The sequence below is a fragment of the Cupriavidus sp. FW305-27 genome, assembly GCF_058787995.1.
Genome location: NZ_JBYTAG010000006.1, coordinates 51,245 through 74,045 on the forward strand (window position 1 = coordinate 51,245; position 22,801 = coordinate 74,045).

19 protein-coding genes are annotated in these 22,801 nt (G+C 65.8%); 9 read left to right on the top strand and 10 right to left on the bottom strand.

The features are described 5' to 3' along the window. Window positions 1–27: 27 nt before the first annotated feature. Genes AC3WRI_RS04225 through AC3WRI_RS04255 form a run of 7 tightly spaced genes read right to left on the bottom strand, consistent with a single transcriptional unit; the run spans window position 28 to window position 8,296 of the window. Window positions 28–1,020 carry an ABC transporter ATP-binding protein gene (locus AC3WRI_RS04225; protein WP_010812468.1) on the bottom strand — a complete coding sequence of 331 codons (993 nt, stop codon included), beginning with the start codon at window positions 1,018–1,020 and terminating at the stop codon, window positions 28–30. Continuing rightward, on the bottom strand, window positions 1,017–2,072 hold the full coding sequence (locus AC3WRI_RS04230) for an ABC transporter ATP-binding protein (RefSeq protein ID WP_454750182.1): 1,056 nt from the start codon (window positions 2,070–2,072) through the stop codon (window positions 1,017–1,019). Before AC3WRI_RS04230 ends, AC3WRI_RS04225 begins: the two co-directional genes overlap by 4 nt. A 16-nt stretch (window positions 2,073–2,088) precedes the next feature. Continuing rightward, window positions 2,089–2,982: an ABC transporter permease gene (locus AC3WRI_RS04235; protein ID WP_439669938.1), complete on the bottom strand. Its 894-nt coding sequence runs from the start codon at window positions 2,980–2,982 to the stop codon at window positions 2,089–2,091. 27 nt (window positions 2,983–3,009) lie between these two features. After that, window positions 3,010–3,945, bottom strand: coding sequence for an ABC transporter permease (locus AC3WRI_RS04240; protein WP_010812471.1), 936 nt, complete (start codon window positions 3,943–3,945; stop codon window positions 3,010–3,012). Between the two features lie 34 nt (window positions 3,946–3,979). Next, window positions 3,980–5,563, bottom strand: a complete 1,584-nt coding sequence (locus AC3WRI_RS04245; RefSeq protein WP_011617027.1) for an ABC transporter substrate-binding protein — start codon at window positions 5,561–5,563, stop codon at window positions 3,980–3,982. Window positions 5,564–5,623: 60 nt separating this feature from the next. Beyond that, window positions 5,624–7,078: a M81 family metallopeptidase gene (locus AC3WRI_RS04250; protein ID WP_011617028.1), complete on the bottom strand. Its 1,455-nt coding sequence runs from the start codon at window positions 7,076–7,078 to the stop codon at window positions 5,624–5,626. Window positions 7,079–7,129: 51 nt separating this feature from the next. Continuing rightward, complete coding sequence (locus tag AC3WRI_RS04255) at window positions 7,130–8,296, bottom strand: NAD(P)/FAD-dependent oxidoreductase (RefSeq protein WP_011617029.1); 1,167 nt, start codon at window positions 8,294–8,296, stop codon at window positions 7,130–7,132. Window positions 8,297–8,483: 187 nt separating this feature from the next. On the opposite strand from AC3WRI_RS04255, the gene AC3WRI_RS04260 reads away from it, so the two are divergent. Next, entirely contained in the window at window positions 8,484–9,221 is a 738-nt protein-coding gene (locus AC3WRI_RS04260) for a helix-turn-helix domain-containing protein (RefSeq protein WP_011617030.1), read from the top strand. A gap of 20 nt (window positions 9,222–9,241) precedes the next feature. Here AC3WRI_RS04260 and AC3WRI_RS04265 read toward each other — a convergent pair whose 3' ends face one another. Continuing rightward, a complete protein-coding gene (locus AC3WRI_RS04265; protein ID WP_155737077.1) occupies window positions 9,242–9,523 on the bottom strand; it encodes a hypothetical protein in 282 nt (93 codons plus the stop codon). Window positions 9,524–9,621: 98 nt separating this feature from the next. Between AC3WRI_RS04265 and AC3WRI_RS04270 the strand changes: the two genes are divergently transcribed. From AC3WRI_RS04270 to tssL, 6 genes are all read left to right on the top strand, one after another. Continuing rightward, on the top strand, window positions 9,622–12,072 hold the full coding sequence (locus AC3WRI_RS04270; RefSeq protein WP_011617031.1) for a type VI secretion system Vgr family protein: 2,451 nt from the start codon (window positions 9,622–9,624) through the stop codon (window positions 12,070–12,072). A 13-nt stretch (window positions 12,073–12,085) separates the two neighbouring features. Beyond that, entirely contained in the window at window positions 12,086–12,961 is an 876-nt protein-coding gene (locus AC3WRI_RS04275) for a DUF4123 domain-containing protein (RefSeq protein WP_010812478.1), read from the top strand. Further along, the gene (locus tag AC3WRI_RS04280) at window positions 12,948–13,565 is read left to right on the top strand and encodes a DUF3304 domain-containing protein (protein ID WP_439672657.1); all 618 of its coding nucleotides are present in this window, start codon (window positions 12,948–12,950) and stop codon (window positions 13,563–13,565) included. The genes AC3WRI_RS04275 and AC3WRI_RS04280 overlap by 14 nt, the downstream gene beginning before the upstream one ends. A 92-nt stretch (window positions 13,566–13,657) precedes the next feature. After that, the gene (locus AC3WRI_RS04285; RefSeq protein WP_439672658.1) at window positions 13,658–14,314 is read left to right on the top strand and encodes a DUF3304 domain-containing protein; all 657 of its coding nucleotides are present in this window, start codon (window positions 13,658–13,660) and stop codon (window positions 14,312–14,314) included. Then, window positions 14,311–16,701: a T6SS phospholipase effector Tle1-like catalytic domain-containing protein gene (locus AC3WRI_RS04290; RefSeq protein WP_011617035.1), complete on the top strand. Its 2,391-nt coding sequence runs from the start codon at window positions 14,311–14,313 to the stop codon at window positions 16,699–16,701. The genes AC3WRI_RS04285 and AC3WRI_RS04290 overlap by 4 nt, the downstream gene beginning before the upstream one ends. A 63-nt stretch (window positions 16,702–16,764) precedes the next feature. Beyond that, window positions 16,765–18,072 carry a type VI secretion system protein TssL, long form gene (gene tssL / locus AC3WRI_RS04295; RefSeq protein WP_011617036.1) on the top strand — a complete coding sequence of 436 codons (1,308 nt, stop codon included), beginning with the start codon at window positions 16,765–16,767 and terminating at the stop codon, window positions 18,070–18,072. 161 nt (window positions 18,073–18,233) lie between these two features. Here the strand turns inward: tssL and AC3WRI_RS04300 are convergent, their stop codons facing one another. Both AC3WRI_RS04300 and AC3WRI_RS04305 read right to left on the bottom strand, forming a co-directional pair. Then, window positions 18,234–19,538 (bottom strand): MFS transporter, encoded by a 1,305-nt coding sequence (locus AC3WRI_RS04300; protein WP_011617037.1) that lies wholly within the window; start codon window positions 19,536–19,538, stop codon window positions 18,234–18,236. A gap of 108 nt (window positions 19,539–19,646) precedes the next feature. Further along, window positions 19,647–20,240 (bottom strand): TetR/AcrR family transcriptional regulator, encoded by a 594-nt coding sequence (locus AC3WRI_RS04305; RefSeq protein WP_011617038.1) that lies wholly within the window; start codon window positions 20,238–20,240, stop codon window positions 19,647–19,649. Window positions 20,241–20,402: 162 nt separating this feature from the next. Here AC3WRI_RS04305 and AC3WRI_RS04310 point away from each other — a divergent pair, with 162 nt between their 5' ends. Beyond that, a complete protein-coding gene (locus AC3WRI_RS04310) occupies window positions 20,403–21,170 on the top strand; it encodes an SDR family NAD(P)-dependent oxidoreductase (RefSeq protein ID WP_010812484.1) in 768 nt (255 codons plus the stop codon). A gap of 234 nt (window positions 21,171–21,404) precedes the next feature. Then, window positions 21,405–22,751: an MFS transporter gene (locus AC3WRI_RS04315; protein ID WP_010812485.1), complete on the top strand. Its 1,347-nt coding sequence runs from the start codon at window positions 21,405–21,407 to the stop codon at window positions 22,749–22,751. The last annotated feature ends 50 nt before the right edge of the window (window positions 22,752–22,801 follow it).

Sequence of the window (22,801 nt, forward strand, 5' to 3'; positions counted from 1 at the left end):
TTCCTTTCCTGGACTGGAGCGTGGCGGTCAGCGGAAATGGCAGGCCACGTGGTGGATGCCGGTGGCGGAGGGACGTTCGGTCAGCAAGGGGGCCTGCTCCTTGCAGCGGGCTTGCGCATGCGGGCAGCGCGTGTGGAAGCGGCAGCCTGCCGGCGGATTGGCCGGGCTGGGCGGATCGCCCTGCAGCAGCAGGCGCCGCGCGGGCCTGCGCGGGTCGGGCACCGGCACGGCGGACAGCAGGATCTCGGTATAGGGGTGGCGCGGCGCCGAGAACAAGGTGTCGCGGTCGGCCAGTTCGACGATCTGGCCGAGGTACATCACGGCGACCCGGTGGCTGATATGGCGCACCACGGCCAGGTCGTGCGCGACGAACAGGTAGGCGATGCCGAACTCGGCCTGCAGGTCCATCAGCAGGTTGACCACCTGCGCCTGGACGGAAACATCGAGCGCCGATACCGGCTCGTCGCAGACGATCAGCTTCGGGTTGAGTGCCAGCGCGCGCGCGATGCCCAGCCGCTGGCGCTGGCCGCCGGAGAACTCGTGCGGGAACTTGCGCACGGCTTCGGGCCGCAGGCCGACCTTGCTGAACAGCCATTGCACGCGCTCGTTGCGCTCGGCACGCGACTGCAGGCCGAAGTTGCGCAGCGGCTCGCCCACGATCTCGCCCGCCGTCAGCCGCGGGCTGAGCGAGGCATAGGGGTCCTGGAAGATGATCTGCAGGTCGCGCCGGCGCTGCCGCATGGCGCTTGCCGGCAGGCCCAGCAGTTCCTCGCCGTCGAGCTGCACCGAGCCTGAAGTCGGCTCGATCAGGCGCAGCACCGACTTGGCAGTAGTGGTCTTGCCGCAGCCGGATTCGCCGACCAGCGATAGCGTCTCGCCGTGCTCCACGGTGAAGGACACGCCGTCCACAGCCTGGATCGGCGGGCTGCCCGGTGCCAGCCAGCGCCGCGGTGCGAGGTAGTGTTTCTTCAGGCGGTCGACCTTGAGCAGGGGCGCTGGCGTGGCGGAGATTGTGCTCATGCGATGGCTTCCTGGGCTTGCGGGTTGCATTCGATGCGGCCTTCCTCGACGGCGAAGCAGGCCACCGCATGGTCGCCACCGTGGCGTGTGAGCTGCGGCAGCTCGCGCGCGCAGCGCGCGTTGGCATGCGCGCAGCGTGCCGCGAAGGCACAACCGCGCCGCGCTTCCTGTGGCGAGGGCACCAGGCCGGGGATTTCGGCCAGGCGGCGGCTGCTGGTGTTCATCGACGGCATCGATGCCATCAGCGCGCGGGAGTAGGGGTGCAGCGGGCGGTCGAACAACTCAGTGACGCTGGCTTCCTCGACCTTGAGCCCGGCGTACATCACGATCACGCGGTCGCAGCATTCGGCCACCACGCCCAGGTCGTGCGTGATCATCACCACGCCCATGCCCAATTCCTGCTGCAGGCGGCGGATCAGGTCCAGGATCTGCGCCTGGATGGTCACGTCGAGCGCCGTGGTGGGTTCGTCGGCGATCAGCACCTCGGGATTGCAGGCCAGCGCCAGCGCGATCATCACGCGCTGGCGCATGCCGCCCGAAAGCTGGTGCGGATACTCGTTGACGCGGCGTTCGGGCTCTGGGATCTGCACCAGCCGCAGCATTTCCACCGCGCGCCTGAGCGCCTCGGAGCGGCTCGCGCCCTGGTGCAGCTGCACGGTTTCGCCAATCTGGCGGCCAATCGTCAGCACCGGGTTCAGCGAGGTCATCGGTTCCTGGAAGATCATCGAGACGCGATTGCCGCGGATGCGGCGCATCTCGCGTTCGCTGAGCTGCAACAGGTCCGTGCCGCGCAGCCGCACAGCGCCGCGGATGCGTGCCGGCGGCGTGGGCAGCAGCCGCATGATGGACAGCGCCGTCACGCTCTTGCCGCAGCCTGACTCGCCCACCACGCCCAGCGTCTGGCCGGCACGCACGGTGTACGAGACGCCGTTGACCGAGCGGGCCGGCCCGGTGAGCGTGTCGAAATGCGTATGGAGGTCCTCCACTTCGAGCAGCGGCTCGCCCGTGGCCGGCCTGACATGGGACATCGCGCGCGACATCGTGATGGTCATGGTTGCGCTCCCGGATTCAGAGTTGCCGCGCCAGGCGCGGATCGAGCGCGTCGCGCAGGCCGTCGCCGAGCAGGTTGATGGCCAGCACCGTCGCGGCCAGCAGGATGCCCGGGTACAGGATGATGTGGAAGGCCACGGCCACGAAATTGCGCCCCTCGGCCATCATGTTGCCCCAGCTCGGCATCTGGGCCGGCACGCCGACGCCGAGGAACGACAGCGCGGCTTCCGTGAGCACGGCGGTGGCGGCCACGAAAGTGGCCTGCACGATCAGCGGCGCCACCATATTGGGCACCACGTGGCGCATCAGGATCACCGGCAGGCGGGTGCCGACCGCATGCGCCGCCTCGACGTAGAGCTGCTCGCGCAGGGTCAGCGCCAGCGAGCGCACCAGCCGCACCACGCGGGGGACCTCGGGTATGGCGATGGCGATGATCACCGCGCCCAGGCTGGCCTGCGTAACGGCCATCAGCGCGATCGCCAGCAGGATGCCCGGGATTGCCATCAGGCCGTCCATCACGCGCATCACCAGGGAGTCCGCCCGGCGCACGAAGCCTGCGACCAGGCCCAGCAGCACGCCGGACACGGTTGCCAGCAGCCCGACCGACAGGCCCACGATCATGGAGACGCGGCCGCCCCAGACCGCGCGGCTGAATACGTCGCGGCCGAGCGCGTCGGTGCCGAACCAGTGCTCGGCCGATGGCGGCTGCATGCGCGCCAGCGGGTCGATGTCCTGCGGGTCGACGGTGGCAATCCAGGGCGCGCCGAGGGAGAGCACGGCGATCACCGCCAGCAGCAGCGCGCCCAAGATCAGCGTGGGGTGCTTGCGCGCCCAGTGCCAGCGCGGCAGCACGAAAGGCGCATGGTCGGGTGCCGGTACGGCAGGTTCGGTCGCGGGCAGGGAAGTGGTCATGTCAGCAGTGTCTCGCGGCGAAAGCCATCAGTACTTGATGCGCGGATCGAACAGCCGGTAGCTGAGGTCGATCATCAGGTTGATCAGCACGTAGACCCCGGCGGAGACCAGCAGCACGCTCTGGATCACCGGGTAGTCGTGGCGCTGCACCGAGTCGACCACCAGGCGGCCGACACCCGGGATCGCAAACACGGTCTCGGTCACGACCACGCCGCCGATCAGCAGCGCGATGCCCATGCCGACGGTGGTGGCGATCGGGATCGCCGCGTTGCGCAGCGCGTGGCCCAGCACCGGCAGCACGCCCAGGCCCTTGGCGCGCGCAGTGCGGATGTAGTCCTCATGCAGCACTTCCAGCACGGTGGCGCGCGTCATGCGCGTCACCAGCGCGATATAGACCAGCGCCAGGTTGACGCAGGGCAGCACCAGGCTGCGCAGCCATGCGCCGGCGCCGTCGGCGAGGCGCGCATAGCCCTGCACCGGGAACCACGGCAACTGGATGGCAAAGGCGTAGACCAGCAGGTAGCCCACCAGGAACACCGGCAGCGAGAATGCCAGCACCGCGAACAGCATTACCAGCCGGTCGACCCAGCTGCCGGCGCGGTACGCGGCCAGCGTTCCCAGTGGCACCGCGACCAGCAAGGTCAGCAGCATGGTCAGCGCGGCGACAGAGACGGTCGGCTCCAGCCGCTGTGCCAGCAACTGCGCCACCGGCACCTGGGTGAAGATGGAGGTGCCGAGGTCGCCGGTGGCGAGCCGGCCGAGCCACAGCAAGAACTGCCGCCACAGCGGCTGGTCCAGCCCCAGCACGCCGCGCAGCCTGGCGATGTCGTCAACGGTCGCGAGGTCGCCTGCGATCAGCGCCGCCGGATCGCCCGGCGACAAGTGGATCAGCAGGAAGACCACCACGGCCACCACTGCCATCACGGGCAGCGTCGCGGCCAGGCGTCTGAGCAGGTAGCCCATTGTCGTGTTTCCCCCGGTGGTTCGTGCTTCGTGGTTATTTGTCGAGCATCCAGACCGTGGGCATGCCGGCCCACATCTTGTCGATGCCCTTGAGGCTGGCACGCGCCGCGAACGCCGACGAGTACTGGCCGGCGTTCACATAGGGCACCGCCTCATAGGCGCGCTTCTGGAAGGCATCGAGCAGTTCCTTGCGCTTGGCGGGCACGGTCTCGCGGACCCAGGCCGTGCGCAGTGCGTCGAGCGGCTTGTCGCAGGGCCAGCCGGGCAGGCTGGTGCCGCAGGGGGCGCTGAGGTAGGCATTGGTGATCGGGGAATCGGCATCGAACTCGCCCGCGACGGTCACGTACATATTCCAGCCCCCGGCCTCGGGCGCATCCCGCTTGGCGCGGCGCGCGCCGATGGAGGCCCAGTCCATGTTCTGCATGTCGACGTTCATGCCCATGCTGCGCATGGTCTGTGCCGCCATCAGGGCTTCAGCGTTGAGCTGGGGAATGTCGGTCGGCACCAGCAGCACCACCTTTTCGCCCTTGTAGCCCGCCGCACCCAGCAACTGCCTGGCACGCGCCGGATCGGCCTTGCGGTACGGTTCGGCGCCGGCAGCGGTATCATTGGGGCCGCCGCAGATGAAGAAGGTGGCGCAGTAGTTGATGCGCATGTCGAGCGGATAGCCCATGGCCGCGGTGAAGCGTTCCTGGCTGACCGCCTGCAGGAAGGCCTGGCGCACTTTCGGGTTGTTGAATGGCGGATGCAGCTGGTTCATCACCAGCACGCCCTGGTAGGCGCCGCCCGAGCCGATCTTGATGCTGGCGTCGCCGCGCAGCGGGGTGATGTAGTCCGGCGGTACCTGTTCGATCAGGTCGACCTCGCCGCGCTTGAGCGCCGCGATGGCGCTGTTGGCGTCCGGCAGGTAGAGCCATTCGACGCGGTCCACGCGGGGCTGCTTGCTGCCGGCGAGGCCGCTCGCGGGCTCGCTGCGTGCCACGTAGTGCGGGTTGCGCACGAACACCGCCTTGTTGCCCGGCACCCATTCGTCGCGCTTGAAGATGAAGGGGCCGGAGCCCAGCACCTCGGGCAGCGGCGCGGTGGCGGGCATCCTGGCCAGGCGCTCCGGCAGGATCACCGGGGGATAGCCCGAGGGCTTGGCCAGCGCATCGAGCACCATGCCAAAGGGCTCCTTGAGCGTCAGCGTGAACGTGCGCGCGTCGACCGCCTTCCACTCGGCGCCGGCTTCGCCCATGGCTCGGCCCAGGCTGTCGCGCGCGCCCCAGCGCTGCAGCGAGGCGATCGCGTCGGCCGAGGTAACCGCGCTGCCATCCGAGAACTTCAGGCCGGGACGCAGCGTGAAGCTCCACTGCCGGCCATCCTTCGAGCTGCTGTACTTCTCGACCATCTGTGGTTGCGGCTTGCCCCTGGCGTCCTGCGCGAACAGCGTGTCGTAGACCATGTAGCCGAAGTTGCGCGTGATGTAGGCCGTGGTGAAGGTCGGATCGAGGATCTTCAGGTCGGCATGCGCCACGACCTTGAGCGTCTTGGTCTGTGCCAGCACGGGAAGGCTGGCGCCTGCCAGGACCAGGGCGCCCGCCGCGAGCGCGGCGGACAGGGATCGGTTTGGTGTCATGTGCAGTCTCCGCTTTCTTCGTTGTCGTTGTTGTCGTGATCGCAGCCAGGCGGCCGGCGCTCAGGCCGCGGCGCTGTCCAGGGGCCACTTGGGCCGCTGGATCTTGCGATAGGGCAGGGTCGTGAGGTCAAGCGTGACGGCCCCCGGGGCGCCTGCGTAGATCACGTGCCTTGCCACTTTCGAGAAGGACGCGTAGAAGTGCTGCGAGGACTTGACCACGATGATCTGCTTGCGCGCCAGGTCACAGCCCAGCTGGGTGAACATGTCCGTGCCCATGGCCTGGTTGCGCAGCGTGTTCAGCACGATGTCGATGCCGTTGGCTTCCACCAGCGCGCAGTCGCCCATCGGCACCGGCGCGTCGGACAGCCCGGTCATCACCATGTCGGGCAGCAGAGCCTTGACCGTGCAGTCCAGATCCAACGGGTCGCCCGATAGCGGACTGATCTTGCCGCCGATGCGCATCCGCAGGCGTGCGCCCACGCCGGCATCGAAGGCGATGCGCACCGCGATCGGGTCCCACATCGGGCCGACCGCCGCATTGCCGATGCCGCGCTCGATCATGCGACGCAGGACAAAGGTGGAGTCGCTGGCTGCGCCGCCGCCGGGATTGTCGGCGCCGTCGGCCAGCACCACTGGCCCGCCGTCGCAGGCCAGCGCCTCGTCAAGCGAGGTGTCGATGTCCGGGTAGCGCACCGTGAGCCCGTCGCGCATGGCGATCAGTTCGTCGGCGAGTTGCCGCGCCAGCGCATCGGCCCTGGCCTGGTTGCCATCGACGTAGACCAGGACCTTGGTGCCCATCGCCGGCACATCGCCCCATGAAAACCCATGCGCCAGCGAGATCGACAGCACGCCGTCGCGCCCTTCCAGCGACTGGATGCGGTCGATGAAGCCGCGCGCCGGCTCGCGCGAGGTGTGGACCGTGACGATCATGCTGCAATCGACCACCGCCGCCACCGGGCGAACCTTGCCTGCCACCGTGGCCGCGCACAGGTCGACCAGTTCCAGCGCGCGTTCCAGCACGTCGGTATGCGGGTATTCCTTGAAGGCGACCATCACGTCGGCGTATGCCGTCATCTCGGGCGTCAGGTGGCAGTGCGGGTCCAGCTCCGCGCCGATCACCACGTCCGGGCCGACGATGGCGCGCACACGCTGCAGCAGGTCGCCCTCGCAGTCGTCATAGCCATCGGCCACCATCGCGCCGTGCAGGCCGAGCAGCACCATGTCCACCGGCAGCGCCGCGCGCAGGTCGGCCAATAGTTCCTCGCGCAGGGTTTCGTAGGCATGGCGGGTGGTGGTGCCGCTGGGCTGCGCGCCGGCGACCATGCCTTCGCACAGCTGCCAGCCGCGCTCCTTGCCGCGGATCCGTGCAGCCCACAGCGGCCCTGAGAAAAACGTCATCTGGTCAGGATGCTGGCCGGCCGCGAAGTAGCCGCGATCCCTGAAGGACGCCAGGCCGGTGGGCATCGGCGCAAAGGTGTTGGTTTCGGTAGCGAGGGAGGCACTGAAGACACGCACGATGGTTGGCTCCTGGTCAGTCGGGGATTAGCGGTTGGGGGAAAGCGCGATTCAGGCCGAAGCGGCCAGGCGGCGCAGGCGCGCCGGCCCAAGCATCCCGGCGCTCAGGCCGAACGAAGCAGGATGCGCCGGCACCGGCAGGCCGCGCGCCAGCGCGGCACAGGTCTCGCCCATGGCCGCCGAGGTCTGGATGCCGTAGCCGCCCTGGCCCGCCACCCAGAAGAAGCCCGGCACGGCGTCGTCGAACCCGCCCACCAGGTCACCGTCGGCGACGAAGGAGCGCAGCCCGGCCCAGGTGCGCGCAGGGCGGCGGATCCTGAGCGAGGTCGCGGTCTCGATGCGGTCGATGGCAAGCGCGATATCCATTTCCTCGGGCTGGACGTCCTGTGGCTCGACCGGGTCGGCATTGGCCGGGGAGCCCAGCAACATGCCGGCATCGGGCTTGATGTACCAGTCCTCGTCGGCGCCGAAGACCATGGGCCAGCCGCTGGTGTCCATATCCGCGGGCGGAGCAAAGACGAAGGCAGAGCGGCGGCGGGGTTCAATCCCCAGCGGCTGCACGCCGGCCAGCCGCGCGATGACGTCGGCCCAGGCGCCGGCGGCGTTGAGTACCACCGGTGCCGCATATACCGCCCCGCCAGCCTCCACGCGCCAGTGGTCCCGCACGCGTGCCATGGCCGTGACTTCGGCATCGCACACCAGCTTGCCGCCGGCCTGGCGCATGCCGCGCAGGTAGCCCTGGTGGATCGCGTCCACATCCATGTCCGCGGCGCCGGGCTCATAAACGCCGCCGATCACTTGCTCCGCGCGCAGCGCTGGTACGCGCTCGCACGCTTGCGCGGCACTCAGCAGGCGGGCGTCGGGATCGACGGCGCGCACCACGTCCCAGTGCGCGTCAAGCAAATGCTGTTGCCCGGGGCCGGCGACCATCAGCGCGCCGCGCGGCGTGAGCAGCGGGTGCGAGGCAAAACCCGGCGGCGGATCCTGCAGGAAGGCGCGGCTTGCCATCGTCAGCGCGCGGACCTGCGTGGTGCCGTAGCTTTCCATGAACAACGCCGCCGAGCGGCCGGTCGAGTGGTAGCCAGGCTGGGCTTCGCGTTCGAGCAGGATGACGCGGCCATGGGGCGCGAGCCAGTACGCGACGGAAGCACCGGCAATGCCGCCTCCGATGATGAGATAGTCGGCTCGAATCGGTGAGGCAGCGTGAGTCGGGTGCATGGATCAGGTGGCAGGAGAGCGCCTGCGGGGCGCTCATGCATTCGGAATGGGAGTGAGTGTAGGCAAGAATTTGCGTATATGCAAATTGCGGATACGCAAATCTTGCGCTAAGGTGGGCGGCAAGGGGATAAGCCTTGGCGCGGTCTGCTCTGTTAGCATTCCGTCCAACGGAAAAAAGGACGCAGGCTTGAAACCACACACCGCCCAGGGGCGCGGCAGCGGCATCGGGACCGATGACGGCGAGTCGCGCACGCTCGACCGTGAAACCTTTGGCAAGCGCCTGCGCGCGGCGCGCAAGGCCTTTGGCTGGACGCTGGCGCACCTCGCCGAACTGTCGGGAGTCTCGATCACCACCATCTCGCGTGCGGAGCGCGGGCAACTGGCGCTGGGCTACGAGAATTTTGCCGCGCTGGGCCAGGCGCTGCAGATGGACATGGGCTCGATGTTCGCGGGTGCCGGCACGAAGACGTCACCGTTCCAGGGGCCGGTCGTGACCCGGGCCGGCGCGGGCGTGACCTACCGGGGATCGTCGCTGACCTATGAGTTTCTTGGCACAGAGGCCGTCGGCAAGCAGATGAGCCCGGTGGTCGGCACCGTGCATGCGCGCCGCATCGAGGGCCCCGGTGACTTCTCGCGCCATCCCGGCGAGGAGTTTGTCTATGTGCTCAGCGGCGAGATCGAAATCCATTTCGACAACGGCGAGAAGCTGCACCTGGCGCGGGGCGATGCGTTGTATTTCGATGCCCGCATGGGCCACGCCTACATCAGCGTAAGCCGGCAGCTCGCCCGGATCGTGGGTGTGACCACCAGCGAAAGCAACTTGATGAAGTCGGCCCAGGCGGCGAAGCCGGAGGCCGTGCCAAAACGGGCCGTCGGGCGCACGCAGGGGAAAGCCGCCGCGACCAGGGGCAAGGGCAAAGGCTGAAGGGGGCGGAACCCGCGCTTTCAGGTTCCGAGGTGAAACATTGCTTGCGGAGCCCCGTGTGGCCGTGGATACGGCATGGGGTCGGTGTTCTTCGCCATATTCTTCGTGGCCGACCAGCAGCTGTCGCATTTCTTTACGGCGGCGGCGCGGCTTGCATGCCGTTGCGAGCAGGCTGTCCCTGGTGAATTCGGTTTTTTTTGAATTCTGGCTTCATTTTTCTTGAAGAGCAAAATCAGAATCGCCTGATTTATTTTTTCGGCAGCACCATTTTTACTATCCATCTTGAGTTGCAGCGCCGTCATTCAATGACCGCCGCAGCGATAGCGTGCCGCGAGACGCAGCGTATCCAGTCACTAGTTTGTTTCGGCACGAAAGCGTTCAACTCCACGGAGTGCTTCGCATGGGTAGCCGATTACCGTTTTCCTCCCGTACCGTTACCGTATCCGGTGATGGGTTGCCGGAACTATTGGGACAGCCGCTGCTAGTATTTTCCAGGCTGTCCGGCACCGAGGGTATCAATTCGCTGTTCGAGTATGAGCTGGAACTCAAGACGCCGGACGACCGCAATGTCCTGTACGGTCCGGCGGGCGATTTCGACCTGGAAGCCATGCAAGGCAAGGAGCTGACAGTCAGTATCGAACTGGACGGCTCCGGCAGCGGCCTGGACGGCGGCCTCGGCAGGGGCAAGCGCGAGATAACAGGGATCGTCACCGATGTGCGCGGCCCTTACCACGAAAACGAGCGCATTCGCTATCGCCTGACCTTGCGCCCCTGGTTTTGGCTCGGCACGCTCACCTCCACCTTCAAGCGGTTCCAGAACATGAATGTCCTGGAAATCGTGGAAGTGGTGCTGAGCAGATATACATTTCCGGTCGAGCGCCGGCTTTCACTCATCGAGTATCCCAAGCGCCAGTATCAATTGCAGGCCGGCGAGACCGACTACCAGTTCGTGCGCCGGCTGCTCGCAGAGTGGGGCCTGAATTTCCATTGGGAGCACACGAACGGCCATCACCGCATGGTGCTGACGGATGGCAATGGCGCCTTCCAGAACATCCCCAGCCCCGCGTATCACACCATCAACTGGTATCCATCCTCGGACCGGGTGGACGAAGAACACCTCCACCAATTCGAGGTACGCGATTGCCTGATTACAGGCTCGTGGGCGCACGGGGATTACGACTACAACCAGCCCCGCGCCGACCTGAATGTCTCCGTTGACGACCCCCGCGAGACCAGCCATGCCACCTATGAACTGTACAGCTGGCCAGGCGATTACGTTCAGCCCAAGTCCGGCAATGACGCCCGCAAGGAAGGCGACATGCTGGCGCGCATCAATATGGAACGCCTGCGGCAACACGGCGTGCGGGTGCGCGGCCAGGGCAACGTGCGCGCAATGGCGCCGGGCCACACCTTTACGCTGAAGCGCTTCCTGCGTGCTAAGGCCAACCGCGAGTACCTGATTTTCGCTACGCGCCTGCTAATCGAGGACGTGGGCGAGTTCGCGGGTAGCGACCAGCAATGGCGCTGCGAGGTGGAATTCGAAGCCCAGCCCACCAGCGAAATCTTCCGGCCCGAGTCGGTCAAGAAGCCTTACATCGGCGGGCATCACATCGCCAGGGTCGTCGGCCCGGCCAATCAGGAAATCTGGAGCGATGATCTGGGACGGGTGCGCTGCCAGTTTGTCTGGGATCGTTACGGTAGTTTTGACGAGAATAGCTCCTGTTGGATTCGCGTAACCGGTTTTTCATCGGGCGGTCGTTTCGGCAACACGCACCTGCCGCGCATCGGCCAGGAAGTCATTGTCATATACGAGGGCGGAGACCCGGATCGGCCAATCATCATCGGGCCTGTCAATAACCGGCTGAACCTGCCGCCGTGGCAGTTGCCCAGCCAGCATGCATTGTCCGGCTACCAGAGCAAGGAACTGTTCGGCGAAGGCCGCAACCAGACCCTCTACGACGACACGCAGGGCCAGCAGCAGGTGCAAGTCGGGTCGGACTACCAGAACAGCCTGCTGGCCCTGGGCCACATTGTCCGGGTGAGGGGTTGGGAGGGACGCAAGGACAAGCGGGGAGAAGGGTTCGAACTGCGCACCGACGCGCATGGCGCGCTGCGTGCCGCACTTGGCCTGCTTATCACCACCTTTTCGCGCCTGAACGCTGAAGGCAACGCGATGAATGTGCGGGATGTCGTCCAGTTGCTCGAACAGGCACAGGGCATTGCCGCCACCATGGGAGAGAAGGCGACTGAAGCCCAGGCCCAGGACGGCGAACAGACCGACATTGCAAAACTGCTGGAGAAGCAGCTCGAGCAAATCCAGGGCGGAGGCGAACTGAAGGAATTTACCGCCCCCCATCTGGTATCGGCCAGCCCCGCCGGCATCGTCTCCACGGCAGCGGGTTCGACCCACATCGCCAGCGGTGGCGACACCGCACTGACCACGGGGGAACACCTGTCCGTCACCGCCGGTGGCGGCTTCTTTGCCAGCGTGCGCAAGGCGCTGCGCATGTTCGCCTATGAGGCTGGCATGAAGCTGGTTGCAAACATGGGCGATATCGACCTGCAAGCCCTGAAGAACAATATCAATCTGCTGGCGAAGCTCAAGATCACCCTGACCGCCGACGAGATCACCATTCAGGCCAGGCAGAAACTGTTGCTGGCAGGCGGCGGCAGCTACCTGCGACTGGACGGCAACATCGAGCATGGCACCAACGGCAGGTTCACCGTCCACGCCGCCAGCAAGCTGCTGACCGGGCCTAACAGCATCCCGACGGAACTGAGCACAAAGCAGGTCTGCCTGGAATGCCTGCTCAAGGCAGCCAGGCGCAACACGGGCCTGCTGCTGCGCTGACCCGAGACCGGCGATGACAACCGAACCAAACACCGTCTATATCTACGCGCTCGCCGACGGCGCCCAGCACCCGCTGCTGATTGGTGACCTGATGCGCGAGGCCACCGAGCACCGTAATGTGTATGCCGGCCTTCCCGAGGAAGAAGCGGGCGACGCCTCGCTGTTCCTGGCGCACATTGCAGATGCAGGCGAACCGTGGCTTGCCAGGCTGGATGAACTGGACTTGCTCGCCCCCTGCATGACCCTGATCTGGAGCCGCATCGGAATCGACGCGCTCGCCACGCACCTGCGGCAGTTCCTGATCGCCGACCTCGGCGACGGGCTGAACGCCATGGTGCGTTATTTCGATCCGCGCAACCTGCGCACAGTCATGACGCTGTGGGGCGAAGAGACGACGCACAAGCTGATGGAACCCATTCTCCAGTGGAAGTACCGCGGCCATGATCCCGAGTGGAAGCGACTGGATGGGCCGCTGAACGGCAATCAGTTCGAGACGACACCAGTTGCCATTGCATTCGATGAGCAGCAGGTTGATGACTTCATGGCGCACTGCGAGCCGGATCAGATGCTGGCGGGCCTCGTTGAAGACGGCACCGTACCGGGCGATGGTCCCTACCTGCCGCGCTTCCTGGATTTCGTTGCGCGTTACAAGCGCGTGGCTGCCTGGCGGCTCATCGAGCCCGCCGACCGCCTTGGGTACTGCCAATACTCGTACCGCTATGGCGCCGACTTTGATCAAGATCCAGACGTGTACCGCGCGTTGGAACAACGGATGCACGAGGGCTGCAGCTTCAACGCCTGCATGGCCCATGTTCCTGACTACGTGTGGAAGCGCGTGCTTGCCAGGCAGGCCGATCAACAAGCGGAGAGAAACGATGACAAGAAATAGCTTGAATCGGAAGCGCGCACATCGATGGCAAGCCGCACTGGTGTTGCTGGGCGCGCTCGGTGTCCTTTCCGCATGCTCAGGCGAATCGCGGACTGACTTGGCGGCAAAAACCACGGTTGGAGCTGAGAAGGAGCACGTAAGTCCCGGCAGCGCTCGCGGTCTGAACTACTCGTCCGATGCCATCTATAGCTATTACGTCACGGGGCCACGAGGAATGAACGGTGGCGGCGCAAACATGGGGCCTGCATACAAAGAAGGGCCTGCCGAACCTGGCGAGATGTGTTGCGTCGGCATCCCTCAGCCATGGAAGCCCGGCACGCAACTACGCATCGAATGGGAGCGCGACCGCAAGCCGTTTGACTACAAGGACAGAAGCGGGCTGGCGGTGCTGACCGCAACAGTCACCGTGCCGGAATACGGTCCGGATACCTACGGATTCTGGGCGATATTCCTACCGGGGGATCGTGTCAAGGTGATGGTCATGGACGGCAATGCGAATGGTCACAATTCCGTCAGAACGAAGCCCGCAGATGACGACCCTTTCCTCGTTCAAGGTGTACGTGACGAGGCCCTGACCCAGCAAGCACTGAAGAGGTTCCAATGATGAGCGAGGGCGCACCTTCAACGCCTGCATAGCGGACTACGTGGGGAACCGTGTGATCGTCACGCAGGCCGATCAACAAACGGAGAAGAACGATGAGAACAAGTAGCTTGATGCGAAAGCGCCTTCCTTCATGGTTCGCCGCGCTGGTGTTGCTGGGCGCGCTTGGAGCCCTTTCGGCATGCTCGGGGGAATCGCGGACTGACTTGGCGGAAAAAACCACCGCTGGAGTTGAGAAGGAGCACCTATCGGCCGATACCGCCGGCGGAGCCGCCAAGGAAGAAATCTATGGGGGTGGGGTGCGCGGGCTGAACTACTCGTCAGATGCCATCTATAGCTTCAGCGTCACCGGGCCGCGGGGCATGAACGGCGGCGGCGCAAACATGGGGCCTGCATACAAAGAAGGCCCTGGCGAAGCGGGCGAGAAATGCTGTATCGGGATTCCGAAATTCTGGAAGCCAAATACGCAACTGAAGATCAAATGGGAGCGTGACCGCAAGCCCTTCGACTACAAGGACAGAAGCGGGCTGGCAGTGCTGACCGCAACGGTCACCGTGCCGGAATACGGTCCGGATACCTACGGATTCTGGGCGATATTCCTACCGGGGGATCGTGTCAAGGTGATGGTCATGGACGGCAATGCGAATGGTCACAATTCCGTCAGAACGAAGCCCACAGAAGACGACCCTTTCGTCGTTCAAGGTGTACGTGACGAGGCCCTGACCCAGCAAGCACTGAAGAGGTTCCAATGATGACCGCTTTCCGCCTGCCTATTGCCATGCCGGAAACGGATAAGGGTCGCCTTCCCGAGGGAAAGCGCGCCTACCAGAATGGCAAGACCACCGTGGACGATCCCCATGGCGACTGTGAACAGACAATTCACATCAACCTGTTCTTCGATGGCACCAACAACAATGATGATGTCAGAACTCCTGCCCGCTGGCGGGATTCTACCTACAAGACGCATACCAATGTTGCGCGGTTGTTCCGGGCCTGCCCTACCCGCCCGCAGCAGGGGATCTTCAGTTCTTACATTGCGGGAGTCGGTACGCTCTTTCCCGAATTGGGCGAACACACCTATAGCAGTAGTGGCAAGGCTTTTGCGAGCGGCTTTGCCAAACGCTGTGCTTGGGGTTACACGCGCGTGCTGAACGCCGTGTACCAAGCTATGGTTCCGGGAGACGAAAATGGTCTCATCAAAGATGACGAAGCTGCCAAGATTTGTGCGAAGCTCGACTGGAACCTGGGTTCCTCCCTACTCACTGCCAAGGAGAAGCACCTCGGCAGCCTATACGACTCGCTGGTTCGCCAGTGCAAACGCAATCGTCTCGTCAGGAAGGCATACGTCAACGTTTTTGGCTTTTCGCGCGGCGCGGCGGGCGCCCGAGTGTTCGTCAGCAAGCTGATCAACTACTGGGCCAAGGCCGGGAAGCTGGCGGGCAAGATCGACTACGAAGTCAACTTCCTGGGGCTGTTCGATACGGTCGCGTCGGTGGGCCCGCCCGAGTCGTTTCAATCCGCCGTGGATCTGGAATACTTCGACGGGCATTTCTGGGCGGCAGGGGGCGGCGCCCTGAACATTCCCGCCCAGGTGCGGCGGTGCGTGCATTTCTTCTCCATGCATGAACAACGCATGAGCTTCCCGCTGGATTCCATCCGGAAGGGGAAGAGCTACCCGGCAGGCGACAGCAAGCTGCTGGAAGTGCCCTACCCGGGCGTCCACTCGGACGTGGGTGGCAGCTACGCGCCGGGCGATCAGGGCAAGTCGGTCAAGGGCGAGGGCCACCGGTTGGGCAAGATTCCGCTGCACGACATGTACATCGAGGCACTGAAGGTCGGTGTGCCGCTGCGGCTGGTGGATGCCAAGAACGACGAAGACCGGATGGATGCGAACAACATGCAGGATTTCGCCATCGACCCTGCCGTCGCCAAGGCCTTCAACGATTGGCGGGCAACCCTGCCCGCCATTGACGGCGTGGAGAAGGCCCTCGAATTTGGCCTGCGGCAAAGCCTGCAATGGCGCGCCTTGCGCGCACGCTGGCACACCGGCACCTACATTACCAACCAAGGGTTCTACCACTATTGCGCGGAGCCGGCGAACAAGCGCGAGGACAGCAAGACTCCCCAGCAACTGCGCACTGACGTGGATAAGGCAAGGAAGGCCGATCCCGTAATCCAGAAGCTGGAACAGGACAGCATCCAGTTGAAGCTTCAGGTCCAGCAGCTCAGAGACCGCGCAATGTTTCCCCAGACGACTTCGCAGGACATGGCGGGTTTGACCAAGCGCCGAGCCCTGGAGGCCAAGATTGCCGCGAACGATGCCGCCATCGCCGCGCGGGAGAATGAGCTGATGGCGGAGGCGGTTGGCAAGAACCCGGCCGACTGCCGCCCTGGGGAAGGTGCCGATGACTTTGTCACCAATGACCGCACCGACTTGCTGGAGGCGGCTGAGGAATTCCAGTTGCTATTGGGATACCTGCACCCTGAACTTCAGCCCGGCTTGAATGTGCGGAAGGAAATGATGGCCCGGCCGGCTTTTTCACCCATCGGGGCAGCGGAACGGGTCGCCAATGGTTTCAAGTACCTGGCGATGCCCCGCGCAGAGCGTCCACGCACGGATTCGAAGCTGCTCGTTATGGTCGACGACGATATCTTGACCAAAAGCGCTGCCGTTCGCGGTTATTGGCCCATCGATGACGTATTGGTGGAACCTGCGCCGGAGATGATCCTCTACCTGAGGGCCACGACCGCTGCCAAGGCCGTGGACGACTTTGCCTTGCGTGAGAAGGCAGCCATTGAGTTGTTCGATAACTACATCCACGACAGCCGTGCCTGGTTCCGTGTGCCGAATTTCCACGAATACGCACCGGGCGGCTACGGGTGGGCCAGGACATTCTTTGTCGGCGACAGCAAGGCAGTGCGGCACCTCGGCATGAGCGCAAAGGGCGTGTTGGACAAGGTGCAAGATACCGCTCTGGCCGTCGAGCGCGAAATCGATGCCGCCAAGGACAGGGCGATGCGGGCATTGGGCGACGCAGCAGGGCGCGCAGCGGATGCCGCCCGGGATGCAGTCATCGATCAAGGCAGGAAGGCCATGGAAAAAGTCATCCCCTCGGGATTCCCGATGCCAAGACTGTGACGGACGCATGATGGCAAATGCACCGCTCTTGCCGCATCCGTCAATCCTTGAAGGAACGCCAACATGACAGCATGGCTAGACAAAGATGATCCGGCGCCGCAACGGACACGGCCGCCGAAACCAGGCTCCTCTGCCAGGCAGGCCGTAACCGGTCAGGAGACTCAGGAACCCGCCACGAAGCTTCTCCCTTCAGCCAAGACCATCGAGGTCCGCATTGCCGAGATCAACGGTGCGCGCAATCCCCTGCTGAAAGCCGCCAGGCCGCTGCTGCGCGCACTGGCAGACATCCCGCCCAAGCTGGATAAGCGCGGTGAGGTGGAACGTCTGCGCACCCTGCTGGAGCAGGAATTGCGCACCTTCCAGGCGGTGTGCGACCGACTGAACATCGACCGCAAACACACCACCGCCGCGCACTACGCACTCTGCACCGCGCTGGATGAGGCCGTGAGCCATACCGAGTGGGGCGGCGGCAGTGCGGCTTCGCTGGGCGCATGGCCTGGCAGCGCCCTGGCCTCGACCTTTCACCAGGACCGCGAGGGCGGCACCAAGGTGTTCCTCATCCTGGGCCGGTTGGTGGAATCGGTGGCCGAGAACATCGGCACCATCGAGGTCTACTACCACATCCTCTCGCTGGGGTTTCAGGGGCGGTATCGCGGCATGGCGGACGGTGACCAGCAACTGCACGCGATCCGGGGACGCCTGCTCGATGCGATCAGCAAGCACAACGGGCCAGTGCCCAAGGAACTGTCTTCCCACTCGCAGCCCGCCCCGCCTGGCCGCTTCCATCACCTGAGCGGCATCCCGGTCTGGATGACCTGCACCGCGGGCCTTCTGGCCGTCGCTGGCCTGGCCGGATACTACAAGTACCAGCTGATGCTCCAGGAGCGTGACGTAGTGCAACAGATCGGGGCCATTGGCAACCTGACTCCACCCCCCGCACCGAAGGCGTTGCGCCTGGCCGAGCTGCTCAAGGACGAGATCGCGCGCGGCGTGGTAGCTGTCAGGGACGACAACCACCGCAGCACCGTAGTGTTTCGCGGCGACGACATGTTCGGCGCGGGCCGGGCCGAGGTCAATGCGAAGCTGACGCCGACGCTGAACAAAGTGGCGGGCGAAATCAATAAGTTGCAGGGCAAGGTGCAGGTGATCGGCCACAGCGACAACCAGCCCATCAAGAGCGCCCGCTACCCGTCCAACCAGGTCCTGTCCGAGGAGCGTGCCGCCATGGTCAGCGAATACCTCGCCAGCCAGGGCGTCGCCAAGAGACGCCTCGAAGCCATCGGCAAAGGCGACACCGAGCCGTTGACGGACAACAAGACCCCCGCCGCCCGCGCGGCGAACCGGCGGGTGGAAGTGGTCGTCACACAGTAGGAAGCTCGGACGCCAAGGCGGGCTATAAAGGGCGGTTGAACCGGCGGCTTTCCCTTCACGCCTTCTCTCCCGCTAGCTGGTTCACCGACAGGGCCTGCGCCGTCTGGATCAGCGGCGCCCGCGCTTCATCCAGGCTGAGGCTGGCACCGAGGCAGCGCAGGTTATGCCCGCGCTGCCTCGGTTGCCGCCGCAGCGCGTGTCCGGCTGACCATCAGCGCCAGCAATGCTGCAACCATGCAGGCCGCACCGGCCGCGTACAGCGCCGGCGTATAGGTCAGCAGCAGCGTACGGCTCAACCCCGCACCGAACGCTGCTACGGCCGCGCCGATCTGGTGGGCCGCGAAGATCCAGCCGAACACCATCGGCGCGCGTTCGCGCCCGAAGGCGGTGGCCGCCAGCTTGATAGTGGGCGGCACGGTGGCGATCCAGTCCAGGCCGTAGAACATCGCAAAGATCGACAGGCCGTACAGCGTGAAGGTCGAATGCGGCAGCCAGAACAGCGACAGGCCGCGCAGCGCGTAGTACCAGAACAGCAGCTTGCGGCTGTCGTAGCGGTCCGACAGCCAGCCCGACAGGATGGTGCCGATGAAATCGAACGCACCCATCATCGCCAGCGCCGAGGCGGCCGGCACCGGGCCCATGCCGAAGTCGCCGCACAGCGCGATGAAGTGGGTCTGGATCAGCCCGTTAGTGCTCAGGCCGCAGATGAAGAAGGTGCCGGCCAGTACCCAGAAGGTCTGGGTACGGGCGGCATCGCGCAGCACCAGGAAAGGCCCGCGCAGCGTGAACGGCGTGACGGTTTGTGCGGCGGGCGGCGTGGCTGGATGGGCCGGGATATCGCCAAACGCCGCCAGGCCGACATCGGCGGGTCGGTTGCGCATCAGTGCGAATACCAGCAGCGCCAGCGCCGCGCAGGCAGCCAGCACCGGCAGCACGGCCACGCGCCAGCCCATATGCTCGATCAGCCAGGCGGCCACCGGCAGGAAGGCCAGTTGCCCCGTCGCCGCGCTGGCCGTCAGGATGCCGATCACCAGCCCGCGCCGCGCGCTGAACCAGCGGTTGGCAACCAGGGCCGCCAGCACCAGCGCGGTCAGCCCGGAGCCAACGCCCAGCATCAGGCCCCAGGCGACAAAGAGCTGCCACAACTCGGTCGTCACGGTGGCCAGCGCCATGCCACCGGCAATCAGCGCCAGCGCGGCGCAGACCACGTTGCGCACCCCGAAGCGATCCATCAGCAGCGCCGAGAACGGTGCCATCAGCCCGAACAGCGCAAAGCGAAAGGCCAGGATCGATGAGATCTGGTCGGTGTTCCAACCCATCTCCTTGGTCAGCGGCTTAAGGAAGGCGCCAGGCAGGCCAAGCGCGGCCGAAGTGGTGAGCATCACCAGGAAGGTCAGGGCGGCGACCAGCCACGCGTAGTGGATGCCGCGCCGGTCGAGCCGGCTGGAAAGGGCTTGCGCGAACATGGGGGTCTCGTTGTCAGGGTCCGGGAAGGCGTTGGCAAAGGGCAAAGCGAAGCCATCCCCGCCGTGTCTGACGGCGGCGGGGTGTCTCAGCCTTGGGGAAAACGGGGTTTAGGCGGTGCTGCCCAGCAGGCGGCTCCGCACCGCATTCAGCATCTCGTCGGAGAGCGGATCGCCGTCGGCGGCACGCGCCAGCGTAAGGGCGCCGACCAGCAGGGCCATGCGCACCAGCGCTTCATCGTGGCGCAGCTGGGGGTCATCGGATTCAACGGTCTGCGCCATGTCGTCCACCAACGCGCGCAAGCCTTCCACGTAGGCCTGGCGCACGGGCTTGCCGGCCGGCTCGCGGGCCACGTCCACGGCCAGCGCCGCGGCGGCACAACCCACGCCCGGGTTGGCGCAATGCGCGGCGGTCAGGTAGGGCTCAACCAGGTTGGCCAGCATGGCCTTGCGGTCGCCATCGGCGCGGGCCAGGCGGCGTTCCCAGCGGGCGGTCGATTCTTCAAACGCGCGCTTGCAGGCCTGCGCGGCCAGCGCGTCCTTGGAGGCGAAGTGGCCATAGAAGCCGCCATGGGTCAGGCCCGCGTCGGCCATCAACTCGGCAACGCTGACGCCATTCAGTCCGCGTTCGCGGAACAGGCGCGACGACGCCTGTTCGATCGCCTCGCGGTTCTTGTCGGTTTGTTCGCGTGATGCGCGTGCCATCTGAAGACCTCTTCGGGATTTATGCCTTGACCGGAGTTTAGATGATGCCCATACTTTATTCAATAGATGATTGTCATCATCTATGTGCAGTCTCCCTTTCGCCGCATTTGTGCCGATGTGTGTCCAGGTGCCGGCTCCCAATCTTCACAGGAGTGATCAGTCATGCAGAACCTCTTCGACCTTGGCGGCCGCGTTGCCGTCATCACCGGCTCCACCCGTGGCATGGGCCTGGAAATGGCGCGCGCGCTTGGCGCGGCCGGCGCCGCCGTGGTGGTGTCCGGGCGCGATGCAGGCGCGGCGCGCGACGCCGCCAGTCAGCTGGAGGCCGAGGGCATCCGCGCCACCGGCATCGCCTGCGATATCGCCGATGTCGACAGCGTGCGCGCCTTCGCGGAGCAGGCGCTGGCCGCGTATGGGCGCGTCGATGCACTGGTGCTCAATGCCGCCGCGAGCGGCCAGCCCGGATCGATGCTGAGCCAGGGACCCGAGGTGTTCGATGCGGCCATGGCGGGCAATGTGCGCGGCAACCTGGTGCTGGTGAACGCCCTGGCGCCGCAGATGATCGGTCGCCATGACGGATCCATCATCTTCATGTCGAGCATTGCCGCCAAGCGTGGCTCTGCCTTCCTGGGGATGTACAGCGTGACCAAGGCCGCCATCGACCAGGCGGTACGCAGCCTGGCGCTGGAGCTGGGGCCGTCCGGCATCAACGTCAACGCAATCAATCCCGGCCCGGTGCGCACCGAGTTCTCGCGCGACGCGCTGTGGGGCGATCCGGAGCGCGAGGCGCGGCTGGCTGCGGGCGTGCCGATGCGGCGCATCGGCGAGGCCAGCGATGTCGCGGGTCTTGCCGTCCTGCTGGCGGCACCGGCCGGGCGCTTTATCCACGGGCAGAGCATCGGCGTGGATGGCGGGCTGTCGGCGCAGTAACCCCGTGCCGTGGCGGGCGGCCGATGCTCAGTGTCATTGGCCGGGCGGAGGCGAAATGTGCATACATAGGAACGCGCCTTCAGCACGTTGAAGGGTTTTCCCGTATCGTCTTGACCTGACGTTCACCATGCCTTGCGTGCAGCCCTCGCACCACTAGTCCCGGCATGGCGGCAACCGGTAAAGACAGTGTCCAGCACAGCACCCCTCCAATCCGCTTCCACCGCGGACGCCGCGATGACTTCGCGCGAGCGCCGCGGCATGGCCGCCATCCTCATCGCCGTCGCCCTTGCCACCCTGGATACCGCGATCGCCAACACGGCGCTGCCGTCGATCGCGGCGGACCTGCGCGCCACGCCGGCCGCGTCGGTGTGGGTGATCAATGCCTACCAGCTGGCCATGGTGTCGACGCTGCTGCCGTTCGCGGCGCTGGGCGGCGTGGTGGGCCACCGGCGCATCTACCTTGGCGGCGTGGTGCTGTTCACCGCCGCCTCCGTGGTGTGCGCGCTGGCGTGGTCGCTGCCGACGCTGGCGGCGGCGCGTGTGCTGCAAGGCATCGGCGCGGCGGCAATCATGAGCGTCAACACGGCGCTGATCAGCGCGATCTTCCCCACGCACCGGCTCGGGCGCGGGCTGGGGCTCAATGCGCTGGTGGTGGGCGTGTCGTTCGCGGTGGGCCCCACCGTGGCCTCGGTGATCCTGTCATTCGGCACGTGGCCGTGGCTGTTCGCCGTCAACCTGCCGATCGGCCTGCTCGCGCTGGCGATCGGGCGCGGCTCCTTGCCGCAGACGCCGCGCAGTGCGCATGGGTTCGACCGCGTCGCGGCGGGGCTCAGCGTGGTTGCCTTTGCCGCGCTGGTCCTTGCGCTGGGCGAAGGTGCGCAGCGCGCGCCGCTGCATCTGTCGCTGGCCGCGGCGGGCATCTTCATGGTGACGTTCGGCCTGCTGCTGTGGCGCGAGCGCGGCCATCCGGCGCCGATGCTGCCGGTGGACCTGTTCCGGCGGCCCATGTTCGCGCTGTCGACGCTGACCGCGGTGTGCTCCTTCGCCGCGCAAGGCCTGGCCTTCGTCTCGCTGCCGTTCTACTTCCAGCACGTGCTCGGGCGCGGGCAGGTCGAGACCGGTTTCCTGCTGACCCCGTGGTCCGTCGTGGTGGCGCTGATCGGGCCGCTTGCCGGGCGCCTGTCTGACCGCTACCCGCCGGCCGTGCTCGGCGGCGTGGGGCTGGCGGTGCTTAGCGTTGGCATGCTGTCGCTGGCCATGCTGCCGGCCGACCCCAGCGCGCTTGATATCGGCATCCGCATGTGCATCTGCGGTGCGGGTTTCGGCTTCTTCCAGTCGCCCAACCTCAAGGCGTTGATGACGAGCGCCCCGCGCGAGCGCAGCGGTGGCGCCAGCGGCGTGGTGGCCACGGCGCGGTTGCTGGGGCAGGCCACGGGTGCAGCACTGGTGGCGCTGTGTTTTGGCATTGCCGGGGACCACGGGCCGGGGTTGGCCCTGGCGCTGGGCGCGGGCTTCGCCGGGCTGGCCGCGATCGCGAGCTGGCTGCGCCTGGCAGCGCGCGATCCGTTGGCGGCGTCGTAGCGGCGCGGCCGGGCCGGCAGCAATTCCGGCGCCGGCCTAGAATCGATATT

Excerpts from the sequence above, each read along its gene's own strand:
- AC3WRI_RS04300 (WP_011617037.1), bottom strand. The coding sequence starts at position 19,538 with ATGTTCGCGCAAGCCCTTTCCAGCCGGCTCGACCGGCGCGGCATCCAC.
- AC3WRI_RS04315 (WP_010812485.1), top strand. The coding sequence starts at position 21,405 with ATGACTTCGCGCGAGCGCCGCGGCATGGCCGCCATCCTCATCGCCGTC.
- AC3WRI_RS04270 (WP_011617031.1), top strand. The coding sequence starts at position 9,622 with ATGGGTAGCCGATTACCGTTTTCCTCCCGTACCGTTACCGTATCCGGT.
- AC3WRI_RS04290 (WP_011617035.1), top strand. The coding sequence starts at position 14,311 with ATGATGACCGCTTTCCGCCTGCCTATTGCCATGCCGGAAACGGATAAG.
- AC3WRI_RS04310 (WP_010812484.1), top strand. The coding sequence starts at position 20,403 with ATGCAGAACCTCTTCGACCTTGGCGGCCGCGTTGCCGTCATCACCGGC.
- AC3WRI_RS04240 (WP_010812471.1), bottom strand. The coding sequence starts at position 3,945 with ATGGGCTACCTGCTCAGACGCCTGGCCGCGACGCTGCCCGTGATGGCA.
- tssL (WP_011617036.1), top strand. The coding sequence starts at position 16,765 with ATGACAGCATGGCTAGACAAAGATGATCCGGCGCCGCAACGGACACGG.
- AC3WRI_RS04275 (WP_010812478.1), top strand. The coding sequence starts at position 12,086 with ATGACAACCGAACCAAACACCGTCTATATCTACGCGCTCGCCGACGGC.
- AC3WRI_RS04280 (WP_439672657.1), top strand. The coding sequence starts at position 12,948 with ATGACAAGAAATAGCTTGAATCGGAAGCGCGCACATCGATGGCAAGCC.
- AC3WRI_RS04225 (WP_010812468.1), bottom strand. The coding sequence starts at position 1,020 with ATGAGCACAATCTCCGCCACGCCAGCGCCCCTGCTCAAGGTCGACCGC.
- AC3WRI_RS04255 (WP_011617029.1), bottom strand. The coding sequence starts at position 8,296 with ATGCACCCGACTCACGCTGCCTCACCGATTCGAGCCGACTATCTCATC.
- AC3WRI_RS04305 (WP_011617038.1), bottom strand. The coding sequence starts at position 20,240 with ATGGCACGCGCATCACGCGAACAAACCGACAAGAACCGCGAGGCGATC.
- AC3WRI_RS04285 (WP_439672658.1), top strand. The coding sequence starts at position 13,658 with ATGAGAACAAGTAGCTTGATGCGAAAGCGCCTTCCTTCATGGTTCGCC.
- AC3WRI_RS04245 (WP_011617027.1), bottom strand. The coding sequence starts at position 5,563 with ATGACACCAAACCGATCCCTGTCCGCCGCGCTCGCGGCGGGCGCCCTG.
- AC3WRI_RS04235 (WP_439669938.1), bottom strand. The coding sequence starts at position 2,982 with ATGACCACTTCCCTGCCCGCGACCGAACCTGCCGTACCGGCACCCGAC.
- AC3WRI_RS04230 (WP_454750182.1), bottom strand. The coding sequence starts at position 2,072 with ATGACCATCACGATGTCGCGCGCGATGTCCCATGTCAGGCCGGCCACG.
- AC3WRI_RS04265 (WP_155737077.1), bottom strand. The coding sequence starts at position 9,523 with ATGACGGCGCTGCAACTCAAGATGGATAGTAAAAATGGTGCTGCCGAA.